We start from the raw sequence: 14907 nt of genomic DNA on the forward strand, positions 1-14907 counted from the left end.
CATGACCACCACCCGAAACAAAGCACAGTCGGAGCAGGCATCGCTGATCGAACAGGTGCAGCGCATCGCCGAAGGGCTCGGTGAGATGTTCGCGCCGTTCACCGAGGTCGTGGTCCACGACCTGCGCACGCCGAAGCACGCGATCCTCGCGATCCACAACAACCTGTCCGGACGCGCGGTCGGAGACCCCGCGACCGAGCTCGGCCTCGCCCGCATCGAGGACGACGATTTCCCGCAGGTGCTCGCGAACTACCCGAACCGCTTCGCCGACGGTCGCACCGCGAAAAGCACGTCGATCGGCATCAAGGATTCGACCGGGCGCTACGTGGCCGCGCTGTGCCTGAATGCCGACGTCACGCTGTTCCGCGGCTTCCAGGGCATGCTGAACCAGTTCTGCAGCACGGACGGCGAAACCGTCGCCGAAACGCTCGACCCGGCCGGCGCGGACGCGATCCGGCAACGCATCGACGCGTTCGCGACGCGCCTCGCGACGACGCCGCGCGAACTGAAGACCGACCAGCGCCGCGAGTTGATGCAGACGTTGAAGGCCGACGGCTTTCTCGAAGTGCGCCGCGCGATGGAGATCGTATCGCAGCACCTCGGCGTATCGCGCGCGACCGTGTACAACGATGCGAAATGAAACAACCGCGCTGCTTTCATGTTGACTAAACTTTCCGACCCTCGAACGACCATGAACTCTCCGACTCTCCCCACGTACGACGACGTTGCCGCCGCCGCGGCCCGGCTCGAAGGCCATGCGCACCGCACGCCGGTGATGACGTCGCGGACGATCGACGAGGCGCTCGGCGCGCAGGTGTTCTTCAAGTGCGAGAACCTGCAGCGCATGGGCGCATTCAAGTTCCGCGGCGCATTCAACGCGCTGTCGCGCTTCGACGCCGAGCAGCGCCGCAATGGCGTCGTCGCATTCTCGTCCGGCAACCATGCGCAGGCGATCGCGCTGTCGGCGCGCATCCTCGGCATCCCGGCGACGATCGTGATGCCGCAGGATGCGCCGGCCGCGAAGATGGCCGCGACGCGCGGCTATGGCGGCAACGTCGTGACCTACGACCGCTACACCGAGGATCGCGAGCAGATCGGGCGCGATCTCGCGGAGAAGCACGGGCTCACGCTGATCCCGCCCTACGACCATCCGGACGTGATCGCCGGCCAGGGCACGGCGGCGAAGGAGCTGTTCGACGAAGTCGGGCCGCTCGACGCGGTATTCACGCCGCTCGGCGGCGGCGGGCTGCTGTCGGGCACCGCGCTGGCCACGCGTGCGCTGTCGCCGCACGCGACGTTGTACGGCGTCGAGCCGGAAGCCGGCAACGACGGCCAGCAATCGTTCCGGTCGGGCGCGATCGTGCATATCGACACGCCGCGCACGATCGCCGACGGCGCGCAAACGCAGCACCTCGGCAACCTGACGTTCCCGATCATCCGCCGCGACGTCGACGACATCCTCACCGCGACGGACGCCGAACTCGTCGACTGCATGCGTTTTTTCGCGACGCGTATGAAGATTGTCGTCGAGCCGACCGGCTGCCTGTCGTTCGCCGCCGTGCGACGGATGAAGGACCAGCTGCAAGGCAAGCGTGTCGGCGTGGTGATCAGCGGCGGCAACGTCGATCTCGAGAACTTCTGCGCGCTGGTATCGACATCGGCATGAACGTCGCGGCGCGCATGAACATCCTGTCATCTGCGCGCCGCCGCTCCTTCACGTCGCGTTAAGTTTCGCGCCCTAAACTGATTACGTTGTCCTGAAGTCAGTCGTGAAGGAGCCATCATGAACACGCACGCGATCGTCGCCGCCGCCCTGGCGGCCGTTTCCCTTTCGGCGTTCGCTCAACCGGGCGTTACGTCAGCCGGTTTTCCCGCCGCATCGCCGCACGACGCAGTCGCGCAGGCGCCCCATCGTTCGCCCGGCGCGTTGCCGGCCGCCGGCTTCGTGCTCGCGAAGATCGATCAGAACAATACGCCGCCCGACCGCGGCGGCGACCCGAGCGGCCGCACGCACACCGGCACCCGCATGTAACGGCGCGTGCCGGCCGGCGCTGCCGCGCGCGGTCGTCATTGTCGGAACGACGGCAGCGACGGATCGCGCGCAGCGAGGATGTCGTCGGCGCGCCGAGCATATTCAGTTCTCCGTACAGTGATTCCGACTGTCGAAACTCGGCACGCGCAATGCGCGCCGGCCGAGCCGTTCAGCAATCGACACGAGCGTGTTGCCGCTCGGCGCCGCCGACCGCTTCGACGACACCCGCCGCATCGAAACCGATCTTTCGCCAAGTCATTAACGGTTTGATCGGAAAGAAAAAAGATCACCCAGAGTGATTTTTCCTTGAGAACGACAAACCAGACGTGGCCCGATCTGCACCCGGTGCAAGGAAGACCATCCGGCCCTCCTCACCCTTATGACGTCGAGGTCGGTTTATTTCGATTGTCTTTCGGGCGGCCGTGATGCTCGAACTGCTCACACATCTGCGGACGGCTGTCGACGATATAAGGTCGAAAGGCGATGCCCCGCTTCAGGACCAGACAAGGCCGCGCACGCCCGCGACCACCTGGATCGCGCCGAATGCCGCGACGACGACGGCTGACACGCGCGACAGCCCGTGCATGAACGCGAACGACATCTTCGTGCGCAGCGCGGCGGTCGCACCGCTCAGGCACAGCCACCAGGTTGCGGAACCGATGAACACGCTGGCGACCATCAGCGACACGGCCGGCCACATCGCGCCTTCCCTCGCGCCCGACAACGGGCCGAGTGCCGCGAAAATCCCGACGAACGACAGGATCGTCATCGGGTTCGACAGCGTCAGGCCGAACGTCGTCAGGAAATCGCGCAGGACGGTCGTGCGCGGCAGGTCGCGTTGCAGCGCCGACACAGCCGGCGCCTGGCGCGCGATGGTCCACGCGAGCCACACGAGGAACGCGCCGCCGCCGATCTTCAGGCCGACGGTCAGCATCGGGAATGCGGTGACGATGCCCGCGATGCCCAGCGCGCCGAGCAGGCCGTAGATCGCGTCGGCGCACGCGGCACCGACACCCGTCGCGAACCCTGCCTGAAAGCCGCGGCTCAGGCTGCGCTGAATGCACAGCATGCCGATCGGGCCGACGGGTACCGCGATCGACAGCCCCATTACGACGGACTTGATGAACAGCATCGCCTGCTCCTTGCGACATGCAACGGGTTGAACAGGCATCGTAGGGAAAGTCCGGTCGCCGCTGAATGCGGTTTTTAAGGAAAAATAGCCGTTCCGCCTTAAAAAACCACCGCGATGGACGATCTGGACTGGAAGATACTCGCGCTGTTGCAGGCCAACGGCCGCATCAGCTATACGGAGCTGGCCCGCCAGGTTCATCTGTCGGTGCCGGCGGTGACGGAACGCGTGAAGCGCCTTGAAACGGCCGGCATCATCGAGGGCTACACGGCCCGGATCAATCCGGCCGCGGCCGGCTATCCGGTGAGCGCGCTTATCGGCATCACGGTGCCGCAGCCGGCGAAAGCGAAATTCCTCAAGTTGCTGGAGACGATTCCCGAAGTCGTCGAATGCCATCATGTGACGGGCGCCGACTCGTATGTCATGCGGTTCGTCGCCACCAGCATGACCCACCTCGAACAGCTGATCGAACGCATCAACCTGTACGGTGAAACGCGCACATCGATCGTGATGTCGACGCCGCTACCGGTGCGCGGGCTGGCGCGGCCGCCGTCGAAGTTCGACGACGGCCGCAAGTAGCCGGCCGGGTTTTCATGGCCGACCGACAGATCCCTGCCTGAACCTTTGGCGGCCGGTGACGGCCGCCATTCGGTCATTCGGCCGTTTGCCTCTGTGACGTTCGGTGCCGATCGGCTATTTGCCGACCGCGCCGCCGAGCAGGCCGCCCACCAGCGACGTGACCGGCGCGAGCGGATTGGCGAGACTGCCCGACGGCGTGCCGCCGCCGGTGCCGGTGCCGGTAGCGGAACCGTCATGCACGATCCACGGCACGCCGCCGACCACGCTCGTCACCAGACCGGCGATCGGCACCGCGCCGTTCGCGCCGCTCGGGTTCACGAGCCCACCCACATTGCTCACCGTGTTGCCGACCGCTCGGACGAGTTCGCCGACACCGCTAACGACCGGCTGCGGCGACGCGGATGTCACCTTCCATCCGGCCGACGTGATGGCCCCGCCGACCTGCCCGAGCAGGCCGGCGACCGGCTGGCCGAGGCCGGTTGCCGTGCCGACCTGTTGCGTGAGTTGGCCTGCTGTCGTCACGAGCGGGGTGATCGCGGTGCTGAGCGCCTGCGTCGCCTGCTGGACCGGGCCCGACGACAGGGCCGAGCCGAGCATGGTGCCGCCCGACTTCAGACCGCCGGCCACCGTGTCGAGCAGGCCACCGACTGGCGTCGTGATCGGCGCCAGCGGCGACAACGGGCCGGTGCCGAGCGCCTTCACCGTTTCGCTGAGACCATTAACCGGGTTGCTGGTCGAGCCGACGATGGTGCCGAGGCCGGCGACCGTCGTGCCGACCGGGTTCGCCGTGAAGCCGATCTGGCCTATGCCGCTGCTCACGGCGTCCGCGGTATCGCGGACGAGCGTGCCGACGCCGGTGACCGTGTCGGCCGGCCCGGCAGTCACGCCCTTGCTGACGCCGCCGGGCAGGCTCGCGCCGCCTATCGTGACGCCCACGTCCGTGACGACCGAGCCGACGGAGCTGACGATACCGTTGGTGCCCGGCGTGCCGCTCGTTCCGCTGGTGCCTCCGATTCCGCTGGTGCCGCTGGTGGCGCCGCTTGTTCCGCTTGTTCCGCTTGTTCCGCTTGTTCCGCTTGTTCCGCTTGTTCCGCTTGTTCCGCTTGTTCCGCTTGTGCCGCTTGTGCCGCTTGTGCCGCTTGTGCCGCTTGTTCCGCTTGTTCCGCTTGTTCCGCTTGTGCCGCTTGTGCCGCTTGTGCCGCTTGTTCCGCTTGTTCCGCTTGTTCCGCTTGTTCCGCTTGTTCCGCTTGTTCCGCTTGTGCCGCTTGTTCCGCTTGTTCCGCTTGTTCCGCTTGTTCCGCTTGTTCCGCTTGTTCCGCTTGTTCCGCTTGTTCCGCTTGTTCCGCTTGTTCCGCTTGTTCCGCTTGTTCCGCTTGTTCCGCTTGTTCCGCTTGTTCCGCTTGTTCCGCTTGTGCCGCTTGTTCCGCTTGTGCCGCTTGTGCCGCTTGTGCCGCTCGTGCCGCTTGTGCCGCTTGTGCCGCTCGTGCCGCTTGTGCCGCTCTCGCCACTGGTCCCGCTCGTCCCACTGCTCCCGCTAGTGCCGCTCGTACTCGTCCCGACGTTGTTACCGGCCAGTTTCGGCACCGTAACGTCGCTGCCGCCGCACGCTGCCAGCGCACACGCCGCGGCAATGGCGGCGAGCGCAACGTTCGCCTTGATGAAATGATTTTGCATGGAAGTCCCCGTCAGCTATTCAGCGCGAACATTCCGGCAAGCATCTACCATGCCATCTTCGTCGGCTTCGTTAACAATTCCTCAACCGCGCCGTGGCGGCTTTCCTGACGGCACTTTCCGGTACGACGCATCGCATGCGAGTCCAGCCCTGCGGTTCGATCCGCCCTCCCGTCCCCGCGACACCGACGTAACACCGGCACTGCGTTACGTAGCACGAGCGGTGAAAAACCGGCCGCGACCGCACCTCGCTTGCTCCCGCCCCGGCACCTCGCGCATGCCACCGCTTCATCGAAAATCTCCCGTTACCTCGAAGACGCTTCCGCTGCGTGTGGAAGTCGCGCATCGCGAATGACTTGCGAACTCGGATGCCCCGTTCAAACGATCAACGTCACGCCGGCCCAGGCGATCAGCACGACGCCCAGCACGCGCCCGACCAGATCTCCACCTGGCAGGATTTTTTCCGCGAACACGAACAGCGACAGCGCGGCAATCCAGACGACATTCATCACGCCGCCGACGAACAGCAGCGCCATCAGCAACCAGCAGCAGCCCACGCAATACATGCCGTGGCGCGCGCCGAGCAGGAAACTGCCGACGACGCCCGGACGCCAGTGCGAGACAAGAAAACCGGCCGGCGCGCGGCATTGCCGAAGGCACGCGCGCTTCAGCGGCGAGAATTGATAGAGCCCGGCCAGCGCGAGAACGACTGCGGAAAGGACAGCGCTCTTCGACCACAGCATCATTGCGGAGATCAGCCCGGCCGGCTGCAGCAGCGCCTGAAGCAACGCCGCGCCGATCGAGAACGCGAGCCATGCGGCCAGATAACCGGCCAGCAGCGACACCGACGTGAACGCGGCACCCGGGCCGTCCGCGCCGCGATGCCGCAGCACGCGCCGGTACAGCATCACGAGCGGCGCCGCGCTGGGCGTCATCATCGCGATCATCATCACCCACCACATCGCGATCACGGTCGGCAGCGACGGATCCATGCTGCCCATGCCGGCCGCCAGTCGATGCGGAAAGAGCGCGACCGTCGTCATCTCCAGCGCCGACATGCCGGTTCCCGCGCCCGTCCACAGATAGAACCAGCACGCGCCGACGAGCGCGGCCATGCCGAGCAGCGTGACGACGCGCTCGCGCCCGAGCCAGGTGTCGAACGGAGTCATGCCGCGACGCGATGCCGGATCAGCCCGTGGTTGTTCATGTGCAGCCGCGCGAACTGCGCGTAGGTTCCGTCGAGCGTCAACGCGATGTTGCCTTGCGAGCGCCCCGTGCCCGAACCGATCTCGGCAAGTTCGTATTCGAAGCCGTCCGGCAGGTCGATTCGCGCGCGATGCTCGGCGCCCGTCACCGGGTTAAGAATCGGATCGCCCGCAACGTCGAACACGCCGTCGACATGAATCCGGCCGCGCCGCGCATCGACATCGACGTCGAAATCGATCTTCGTGAAGATCGGCTCGAACGCGTGCTCGAGCGTCGACGCATACACCGAGAACATCGTCGCAAACGGATCGGTATCCTGACCGGTCATGATCTTCAGCACCGCTTCGCGCTGTGCCGGGCTGGCGCGCTCGTCGACGATCGGCTGGCACTTCCCCTTGCCTTCGTGGACCGCCCCCGGCCACTGAAACACGACGGCGATCCTGACGCCGTCGAGCACCACGTCGCCGTAGTGGCCGCTGTCGATCGAAATCGCGCCCATCGCTTCGCAATTGCCGTTGGTCGGCAACGCACTGAACTGGCAAGGACAACCGTATGAGCAATTGCAACTGATCAATTCGGTGCCCTGAATCTCCCACGGAGTCATGACTCCACCTCGCGCTCGGTGACATATGAACGCTTCGAATCTAGTGCACGGCACTGGGGAAATCAAAGCCGGAATGGAAGCCCGGTTCGACGCGTGAAACCCGTGCGTTCCGGCCTCACGCGTGACGTTCCGAACTACTCGACGAAGGCGGTTCCGGCCACCGTCGTCGCACCCCGGATCTCACACGAACAGCGACGCGACAATCGCACACCACGCGGCACTCGCGCCGCCCGGAAACACTCGCCGAGGATCGCCGAGATCTCTTCCGCCGGCAGCAGCTCGCGAGTTCATTTCCGGTTCGATTGAATCAAGAGCGGCTTCGCCGCTGGCCAGCGAATACGCGTAGTCACGAATTGACAGAGTCGATTCGATCGAGCGCCATGTTGCAGCCGATTCGTCGAACACGAACACGGGTGTCGCCCGTTAATCCGGCTTTCTCGCCGCCTCTGCGACAGCCACCCAGCCCATCACGGCGCCGGCGACCCAGCAACACGTGACCAGCAGGTCGAGATCCATCCAGCCTTCGAAATTCGCGCTGTTTTCGAAGCTGCAGCGCTGATGGCCCCTGACCCACATGCAACCGCTGATGAACTGCTGAATGTGCATGTAGACGTTGAACACCGCAAAGGCGGAGGTAATGACGGCGACCCGCAGGCGTATGCTCGTTTTCATTGGCGCTGAAGGCGTGGGATGAACTGCTGCCGATCTTAAGCCAACGGCGACGGGTGACGCAATCGATCCGGTATCGGCCCGATCATCGTGGCTTGCGCGCCGCGATGTTTGCCGGCGCAGCCGTTCAGTTGACGGGTGCGGCGGTAGCGGCAGTCAGCGTGCAGCGCGCGCGGCAGGCGGCGTGACGCATCGCGGCCTGTCTCACGCACGCACCGGCTTCACACTGCGCCAACCGTGCGCCGCCATACCCGTCAGCGATGCTTCCCGCCATGCCGGCGCCGCCGGTGTTCCGCACGCGCCTGCAGCAGCGTCGGCATCAGCTCCTCGATGTATTGCCGCGCCTGCCCACGCGTCACGATCTCGCTGAAGCGCAGATGGGCGTTGTCGTGACCGACCAGCGCCGCATGCGCTTTCTTCAGGATGTGCAGATAGGCGATCAGGCTCGTGCCGTCGCGCACGGGCAGCGCGTCACGCGGGTCCGGGGTCGTGCTCATGATCCAATCCTTTGCGGGCAGTCGGTGCGGCAGGTGGTCGTCACGAGCGCCAGCAGGTCGTTGGCGAGGCGGTCGCGATCGGTCAGCGGCGCGAGGCCGAACAGCCGCTCGAGCGTCGCGGCGACCGAAGCATGATCGTACGGCGTGTGGTCGACCTTCCCGGCCGCGACCCACGGCGAAATCACGATCGCCGGCACGCGCACGCCATACACGTCGAAGCCGAAGCCGCTCGCATTCAGCGTCGCGGCCGCGCCGTCGTTCGGCGGCGGCGCGGCGCCCGGCCTGACCGAATCGTAGAAGCCGCCGTGCTCGTCGTAGACGATCACAAACAGGCTGCTGTTCCACACCGGCGAATTGCGGATCGCGTTGTACACGCGTGCGGCGAGCTGGTCGCCGCCGGCCAGCCCGTCCATCGGGTGTTGCGAGCTGCCGTTCCGGTAGGTGCCGTGCACGATGTCGCCGTAGCCGGGCTCGATGAACGTATAGCGTGCCGTGTAGCCGGCCGCGAGATCGGCCTCGAAGTGCGCGAGATCGTCGACGTCGACGAAGCTCACGCCCTTCAGCGACGCGACCTGCGGCACGTGGCCGAGCGGATCGCCCGACTGATCCTGGTAGATGCGCCAGTTGTCGTCGCCGAGCGCGCCGAAGATCGAGCCCTTCGGATAACGGAAGCCGTCGAACGCCTCCCACCCTCCCATTTCTTCCCTGGTCGGCGAATGGTCGAGCCCGGCCGACGACGCGCCGTGCAGGAAGAAGCGGTTCGGCCAGGTCGGCCCCGGCATCGACGCATGCCACGCGTCGCACAGCACGAACGCATTCGCGAGTGCGTACAGCGACGGCGCGTGCGTCCGCACGTCGGCGCCCTGCATGATCTTGCCCGCGTCGGCCGGCTGAGGCGGCGTGCCTTCGGAATGCGACGTCGCGTAGTTCGACACGAATCCCGAATTATTGACGCCCGGATAAGCCTGCCCTTTCACGAACGGCACGCCCTCGCCGCAGAGCTGTTCGAGCACGTCGGTGAACTCGTGGCACGGGTCGGTCGGCATCCGGTCGGGCGCGCCGCCGCCGAACGGATAGACGGCGCCGCCGTACGCATTGCTGTCGCCCGGCGACGCGGCGACGATGTCGGCGATGCCCGACAGCGCGAACAGGTGATCGAACGAGCGGTTCTCGAGCATCAGCACGAACACGTGCTGGATGCGGTCCTGAACGGGTGGGGATGCGGGGGCTGCGTCTGCACTCATGGCGCCTCCTGGCGTCGCGCGACGAATATCCGGTTGGCACGGTCGCGGGAGCGCTGAAGGCGATTGAAAGCAAACGAGAGGTGATACAGCGTGCGCGGGCCGCGAATTGCCGACGAGTGTACGACCGTGCCGGCATCCGCGTAAAGCGACGCACAGTGCGTGCGCGGCGTGCGTGCTCAACCAGTTGCCGATGTGGCCGGCCGGCGCAGTGCGCAGCGTATCAACGAGTACGGGGGAGAAACGACGATCCGAACCGGGCGGTTCGATCGGGGATGCGACCTGGGCCGCCGCGGCGTGACGACGACGCCGGCGACCGACGAACGGCACGACCCGTGCCGTCCATCCGGTTCGTCCCGCCACACGGCCCGGACGGGAGTCGATCGGCGCGGTGCTGCGCGCCCGATCCTGTCCGCTTAGCGGCGCGGGCCGCTGTTGCGCTGCGGACGCGGGGAGTTCGCGTCCTTGTGACGGAAGTTGATGCGGCCCTTGGTAAGGTCGTACATCGACAGTTCCAGCGTCACGCGGTCACCCGCGAGAATGCGGATGTGGTTCTTGCGCATGCGGCCCGACGCATACGCGCCCACCACCACGCCGTTTTCCAGCGTGACACGGTATTTGCTGTCCGGCAGCACTTCGTCGACGATTCCGTCCAGTTCCAGCAGTTCTTCTTTTGCCAAACCAATTCCTCCAGACAAGGTGATTGACCGCGGCCGCGGCGATCTGCCCGGCGCCGTTTCCCGCAACGGGACGACGGCCGGCAGGCTGCCGGGTATCGGTTCGTTCAGACGGGCCACGGGCCTGTCTTGCGATCGGAGCCCGGCGCGTTGCGGCGTTCGGGCGGTCGGTGGCGGCGGCGCGATGAGCGCCGCGCAAGTAGTCGGGACCGCGCCGGCTGCTACGGCATGGCGTCGGTCTGCTCGGGTTGATGCGTTAAAGCGGTGATGCGCTGGCGAAGCGGCGCTCGCTTCGCGAGGGCGTTGTGTCGCACGCGGGTCACGCATGCGATGGGGAGGCGTCACGACCGATGCATCGTGAATGTCGCGATGCATCGGTCGTGCGCATCGGAACGCGCAGGCCACCGGAACAGCGGCGCCCCGCGCGAAACTCCATCCGGCACCCGCCGCCGATCGGCGGCCGATGCCGATGCGGCTTACTGCGGCGTGATGTTCGACGCTTGCAGACCCTTCGGGCCGCGCTTCACTTCGAAGCTGACCTTCTGGCCTTCGGCCAGGGTCTTGAAGCCCGTGCCGCGAATTTCCGAGAAATGGGCGAACAGATCGTCGCCGCCGTTGTCCGGGGAAATGAAACCAAAGCCCTTGGTTTCGTTGAACCACTTGACGGTACCGGTATCCACAAATACTTCCTTAATACGAATAATTGAACATGCGCCCGCGACGGGCACAGAAAGAATCAAAGAGGGAGAGACCAACGACTGCCGCACACGGAGTGCGGCCAATGATGAGCAATCGAACTTCTTGAAGACTTCGGTCACGGACACTACGCGGTAGCGGCCGTTCCGTCAAGCTCTTTCGGTGCGACGCGTACGCACGGGCGACGCGCGCGCCTTATGTGGCGGGTGTTGCCGGCCGACGGGACCTGTTTCGATGCACCCCCTATTTTCGGTCGGCCCGCCGGTTTTTACCGCGGCTCGAACATGTGATGCAGCGCCGGCGGCGCGTCGCCTTCGCGAATCCGCATTTCGAATGTCTCGCGCGCGACGCACGTCGCGCCGCACGTCGACCACGTCCAGATAGAACCACGAATACCCGTCGCGCATCTGGTACAGCGGGCCGTCGCCTTCGCACAGCAGCGGGTTGTCGATCCGCGTCTTGCTGCACCAGATATCGACGTCCTCGTAGAACACGCGCTGCGCTTCCTTCACGTACGCATTCGCAATCTCCAGGTTCTGTTCGTCGGTCAGCCCGGCCACCTTCTTCACGATCACGCCGTAACGCAGCTCGAAGCTGTTCATGTCGATCGGCACGTGGCAGTCCAACAGCACCGGATGGATCGGCTGCCCGTTGCTCTGCCCTGTCATCTGCGTGATGTGCATGGCCGGCCCGAAATAGGTCGACAGCGCGGTCAGGCTGTCGCCGCCGAGCTTCTCGCTGCGGCCGACCATCAGTTGCGTCGCCTTGTGATCCTCGAACAGGTTTGCCGCGACCTTCAGCCCGATCCCGAGACGCGCCATCACCGCATTGCACGGGATCGACACGAGCGTGAGCGGCACGACGATGCACAGCACCGCGCGCCACGAGCGGAACGTGACAGCGCACAGCAGCGCGATCGCGTCGAAGATCGACTGCAGCATCGCGACTTCCGCGCCGGGGGTGCCGTTACATCGTCTGTTGGGACGAGAGGCGGAGAGGAAACGGACGGGACGGGCCGTGGAGTCGGTGCGGCGGGTTGGGTCAGCCGGGGGTTCGTTCGGTAGGTTTGTGCGCCGGCACGCTGGCATCGACTGGACGCGCGACCGACGGCGGCAAAAAGGCGGCTTCGCGCCACCGTTCCGGTTGAACTCGCATGCGGTTTTCGAACCGATTCCCTTGATTGAATCTCGCGGTGTGGATTTGAAACGATGCAAGTTTTAATTCCATTAATGCCTCCATATTTACTCCCCCGACAATCACTCTTAAATCACCCGGGTTGCATTAAATTATAAAAAATAATAAAGCTTATTATGTAATGTTATATTATTGAGCCGATTTATAAGGTGTAAATTTGATTTGTTCTTTGTTTCATCCAAACAAAAATCGCATTACATCCAATGCATTTTTTATTTTTACCGACCACACTGAAGATGGCCCCGAAAAATTAAATTGGCGCACGAGTTGCATTCCGACCGGCGAAAAACATTAACCAATCAATTAAAACAAAGCCTCTTCCGCCGGATCGATTGCTCAGCAACAACAAAGAGAGTTCATTGGAAACATTTTCACGCAATGTCCTCGCAGTTTATTTAATTCGCCCGGCATAATTTTCGTGCTATCTGAGGGGCGCCTCAATGTTCGACAGATATTTCGAATCTCAGAAAAACAACTCATAAGTTCGAAAGGAGATTCAAATGAGCAAACTGATCAGTAAAATCGCTGTTGTTGCGTTCGGTTCGTTGATCGCAACCAGCGCGCTGGCCCAGCAGATCAGAACGCAGGGAGGCGTGACGCAGATCACGTTACCCGAGCGCGGTCTCCAGGTGGCCGCAGTCGATTTCAAGCACGCTCTGCCGATGCCGCTGCCAAGACCACTTGTTGCGCCGCCTACCATGCTGGATTCACTGATGTACAACGCCAGGCCGGCGCTGGGCGTGCCGGGCTATGCGCAAGGCGGCGTTGGAGACGGCAGGCAAAGGCCGGTGCAACTGGTCGCGCCAGTCGATTTGAGTCAGTCCGGGGTCCAACCGCAGGAATACGGATCGTCGAATCAGCCGTATACCACTAGCCAGGTGAATGCAAGCGGCGACAATACGCAGTATTACTATCCGTTCCGCGCAGCCGGCAAGCTGTTCTTCAACATCGGCTCGGCGACCTATCTGTGCTCTGCCTCCCTGATCAAACCGGGAGTGGTCGTCACGGCCGCGCACTGCGTCGCGAATTTCGGTCAGCGGCAGTTCTACTCGAACTGGGTATTCGTTCCGGCCTACAGTAACGGAACCGCGCCCTATGGCACGTGGAACGGAGCATCCGCGACCGTCATGACTTCCTATTACGACGGCACCGATCCATGCGCTGTCGCCGGTGTCATCTGCCAGGACGACGTGGCCGTGATCGTGCTGTCGCCGCAAGCCGGATCGTATGCGGGCAATCGCGCCGGATGGTATGGCTATGGTTGGAACGGCTATAGCTACACCCCGTCAGGACTCGCGCTGATCGACCAGCTCGGCTACCCGGTGGCTTTGGATAGCGGCGTCTACATGGAGCGTAACGAATCGCAAGGTTTCGTGTCCGCCAGCAACTCGAACAACACGATCATCGGATCGCTGATGACCGGGGGGTCGAGCGGCGGCCCGTGGCTCGTCAATCTTGGCATGCCGCCGACACTCAACGGCACGGCCTTCGGCAACGCAGCCTCGCACAATACCGTGGTCGGCGTGACGAGTTGGGGTTATACGAACTCTGCGGTGAAACAGCAAGGCGCGTCGCCGTTCACGAGCAGCAACATCGTGACGCTCGTGAATACCGTATGCGGCAGCACGCCGGCAGCGTGCTGAAGGCAGCCTGACGTAACGCGTCGCGCGTGGCATTGCGCTCGTCGTGCCGATTCGGCACCGCTGGTCGACGCCTCACGCGACGCATCCTCTGCGCTGCCCAGGGCCAACCCGCGCTCCGATCGAACGCGCGACGCTAGTCGAACGGATTCACCAGCCGGACCCCCGTCTTCGCGAAATCACCGACGTTTCGGGTGACGACCGTCAGGTCGTTGATGAGCGCCGTTGCGGCAATCAGCTTGTCCAGCGCGTGCTCCGGATGCGGGACACGCAGGTGGCCCCACAACTGGCCGACATCGATGTCGATCGGCAGGATGTTAGACGCATAGTCGGACATGAGCGCGGCCAGCCAGACATCGAGTGTCGACGCCTGCTGCGAATCGCCGCGGCGGCGGATCATCTCGACGCCGCGGCGCAGTTCGGAAACCGTCACGACGGACAGGTAGAGACTGCTGCCGTCGTTTCCGGCTTCACGGAAGAACGCGCGCACCCCGCTGTTCGCGCGCTTTCCCTTCCTGATTTCGCTGATGACGTTCGTATCAATCAAAAACACGCCTGACCTCGCCGGAATCCTGCACACGTTGGAAATCCGCGTCTTCGCCAACATCGGGCATGCTCATCAGCACTTGCGCAAATGTCCTTCGCTTCGGCCGGCCGAGCGCATCGGCCAGAATGGCTCGATGTTCGGCCTCGGCACTCCTGCCATTTGCCGCAGCCTGCTCTCGCAGGCTCTGAACGATACTGTCATCCACGTTACGCACCAGAAGATTTGCCATAGGTCACTCCATCCAGGTTGCTATCAATGATAGCGCCGTGACGGTGAATTGCAAGCATTGCTATCATCGTCATGGCTGGACGGAAGACGGTGGTTGGCGTCGGCGAACGGCCGCGGCCGGCATGAATCCAGCCAACTCCCGCCGCTCGCCCGACACGTCGAACTGCTGTCCGCAAGGTAAGGCAGATCGGAACGACGGAAAAGACGGCCGAATGGCTATTCGCCGATGGAGAACCTGCGCAGGCACGCGTAGCGCCGCACGGAGCGGCTTCATTCACCGCCTCCCCGGCACATGCG

At 64.2% G+C, this 14907-nt stretch carries 16 protein-coding genes and 2 pseudogenes; 5 read left to right on the forward strand and 13 right to left on the reverse strand.

The window, feature by feature from the left end:
* Position 1: 1 nt before the first annotated feature.
* From FPJ27_RS11855 to FPJ27_RS11865, 3 genes are all read left to right on the forward strand, one after another.
* Positions 2 to 640 carry a helix-turn-helix transcriptional regulator gene (locus FPJ27_RS11855; protein WP_175963542.1) on the forward strand — a complete coding sequence of 213 codons (639 nt, stop codon included), beginning with the start codon at positions 2 to 4 and terminating at the stop codon, positions 638 to 640.
* 51 nt (positions 641 to 691) lie between these two features.
* Positions 692 to 1666, forward strand: a complete 975-nt coding sequence (locus FPJ27_RS11860) for a threo-3-hydroxy-L-aspartate ammonia-lyase (RefSeq protein WP_072438623.1) — start codon at positions 692 to 694, stop codon at positions 1664 to 1666.
* Between the two features lie 117 nt (positions 1667 to 1783).
* Positions 1784 to 2032 (forward strand): hypothetical protein, encoded by a 249-nt coding sequence (locus FPJ27_RS11865; RefSeq protein ID WP_175963540.1) that lies wholly within the window; start codon positions 1784 to 1786, stop codon positions 2030 to 2032.
* Positions 2033 to 2525: 493 nt separating this feature from the next.
* Here the strand turns inward: FPJ27_RS11865 and FPJ27_RS11870 are convergent, their stop codons facing one another.
* Positions 2526 to 3164 (reverse strand): LysE family transporter, encoded by a 639-nt coding sequence (locus FPJ27_RS11870; protein WP_204423042.1) that lies wholly within the window; start codon positions 3162 to 3164, stop codon positions 2526 to 2528.
* A gap of 114 nt (positions 3165 to 3278) precedes the next feature.
* Here FPJ27_RS11870 and FPJ27_RS11875 point away from each other — a divergent pair, with 114 nt between their 5' ends.
* Positions 3279 to 3740: an Lrp/AsnC family transcriptional regulator gene (locus FPJ27_RS11875; RefSeq protein WP_072438626.1), complete on the forward strand. Its 462-nt coding sequence runs from the start codon at positions 3279 to 3281 to the stop codon at positions 3738 to 3740.
* A gap of 114 nt (positions 3741 to 3854) precedes the next feature.
* On the opposite strand, the gene FPJ27_RS11880 is transcribed toward FPJ27_RS11875, so the two are convergent.
* The 10 genes and pseudogenes from FPJ27_RS11880 to FPJ27_RS11925 all read right to left on the reverse strand — a co-directional run.
* The gene (locus tag FPJ27_RS11880; RefSeq protein ID WP_239483291.1) at positions 3855 to 5414 is read right to left on the reverse strand and encodes a collagen-like triple helix repeat-containing protein; all 1560 of its coding nucleotides are present in this window, start codon (positions 5412 to 5414) and stop codon (positions 3855 to 3857) included.
* 374 nt (positions 5415 to 5788) lie between these two features.
* The gene (locus FPJ27_RS11885) at positions 5789 to 6580 is read right to left on the reverse strand and encodes a DUF2182 domain-containing protein (protein WP_072438629.1); all 792 of its coding nucleotides are present in this window, start codon (positions 6578 to 6580) and stop codon (positions 5789 to 5791) included.
* Complete coding sequence (locus FPJ27_RS11890; protein ID WP_072438630.1) at positions 6577 to 7221, reverse strand: DUF1326 domain-containing protein; 645 nt, start codon at positions 7219 to 7221, stop codon at positions 6577 to 6579. Before FPJ27_RS11890 ends, FPJ27_RS11885 begins: the two co-directional genes overlap by 4 nt.
* 180 nt (positions 7222 to 7401) lie before the next feature.
* Complete coding sequence (locus FPJ27_RS11895; protein ID WP_143155717.1) at positions 7402 to 7632, reverse strand: hypothetical protein; 231 nt, start codon at positions 7630 to 7632, stop codon at positions 7402 to 7404.
* Between the two features lie 12 nt (positions 7633 to 7644).
* On the reverse strand, positions 7645 to 7893 hold the full coding sequence (locus tag FPJ27_RS11900) for a hypothetical protein (RefSeq protein WP_072438631.1): 249 nt from the start codon (positions 7891 to 7893) through the stop codon (positions 7645 to 7647).
* A 251-nt stretch (positions 7894 to 8144) separates the two neighbouring features.
* Positions 8145 to 8387 carry a hypothetical protein gene (locus FPJ27_RS11905; protein ID WP_072438633.1) on the reverse strand — a complete coding sequence of 81 codons (243 nt, stop codon included), beginning with the start codon at positions 8385 to 8387 and terminating at the stop codon, positions 8145 to 8147.
* Positions 8384 to 9631, reverse strand: a complete 1248-nt coding sequence (locus tag FPJ27_RS11910; RefSeq protein WP_204423043.1) for an alkaline phosphatase family protein — start codon at positions 9629 to 9631, stop codon at positions 8384 to 8386. Before FPJ27_RS11910 ends, FPJ27_RS11905 begins: the two co-directional genes overlap by 4 nt.
* Positions 9632 to 10044: 413 nt before the next feature.
* On the reverse strand, positions 10045 to 10308 hold the full coding sequence (gene infA / locus FPJ27_RS11915) for a translation initiation factor IF-1 (RefSeq protein ID WP_034180178.1): 264 nt from the start codon (positions 10306 to 10308) through the stop codon (positions 10045 to 10047).
* A gap of 473 nt (positions 10309 to 10781) precedes the next feature.
* A complete protein-coding gene (locus FPJ27_RS11920) occupies positions 10782 to 10985 on the reverse strand; it encodes a cold-shock protein (RefSeq protein ID WP_006483056.1) in 204 nt (67 codons plus the stop codon).
* A 284-nt stretch (positions 10986 to 11269) separates the two neighbouring features.
* Positions 11270 to 11789 (reverse strand): annotated as a pseudogene (locus FPJ27_RS11925) (3-ketosteroid-9-alpha-hydroxylase); the annotation flags it as partial.
* 894 nt (positions 11790 to 12683) lie between these two features.
* Between FPJ27_RS11925 and FPJ27_RS11930 the strand changes: the two are divergent.
* Positions 12684 to 13838 (forward strand): annotated as a pseudogene (locus FPJ27_RS11930) (trypsin-like serine protease); the annotation flags it as partial.
* Between the two features lie 133 nt (positions 13839 to 13971).
* On the opposite strand, the gene FPJ27_RS11935 reads toward FPJ27_RS11930, so the two are convergent.
* Positions 13972 to 14442, reverse strand: coding sequence for a type II toxin-antitoxin system VapC family toxin (locus FPJ27_RS11935; RefSeq protein ID WP_083534045.1), 471 nt, complete (start codon positions 14440 to 14442; stop codon positions 13972 to 13974).
* Positions 14375 to 14611, reverse strand: a complete 237-nt coding sequence (locus tag FPJ27_RS11940) for a DNA-binding protein (RefSeq protein ID WP_014899176.1) — start codon at positions 14609 to 14611, stop codon at positions 14375 to 14377. The genes FPJ27_RS11935 and FPJ27_RS11940 overlap by 68 nt, the downstream gene beginning before the upstream one ends.
* Positions 14612 to 14907 lie beyond the last annotated feature (296 nt).

Source organism: Burkholderia sp. MS455 (assembly GCF_016899445.1).
Taxonomy (GTDB): Bacteria; Pseudomonadota; Gammaproteobacteria; order Burkholderiales; family Burkholderiaceae; genus Burkholderia; species Burkholderia pyrrocinia_C.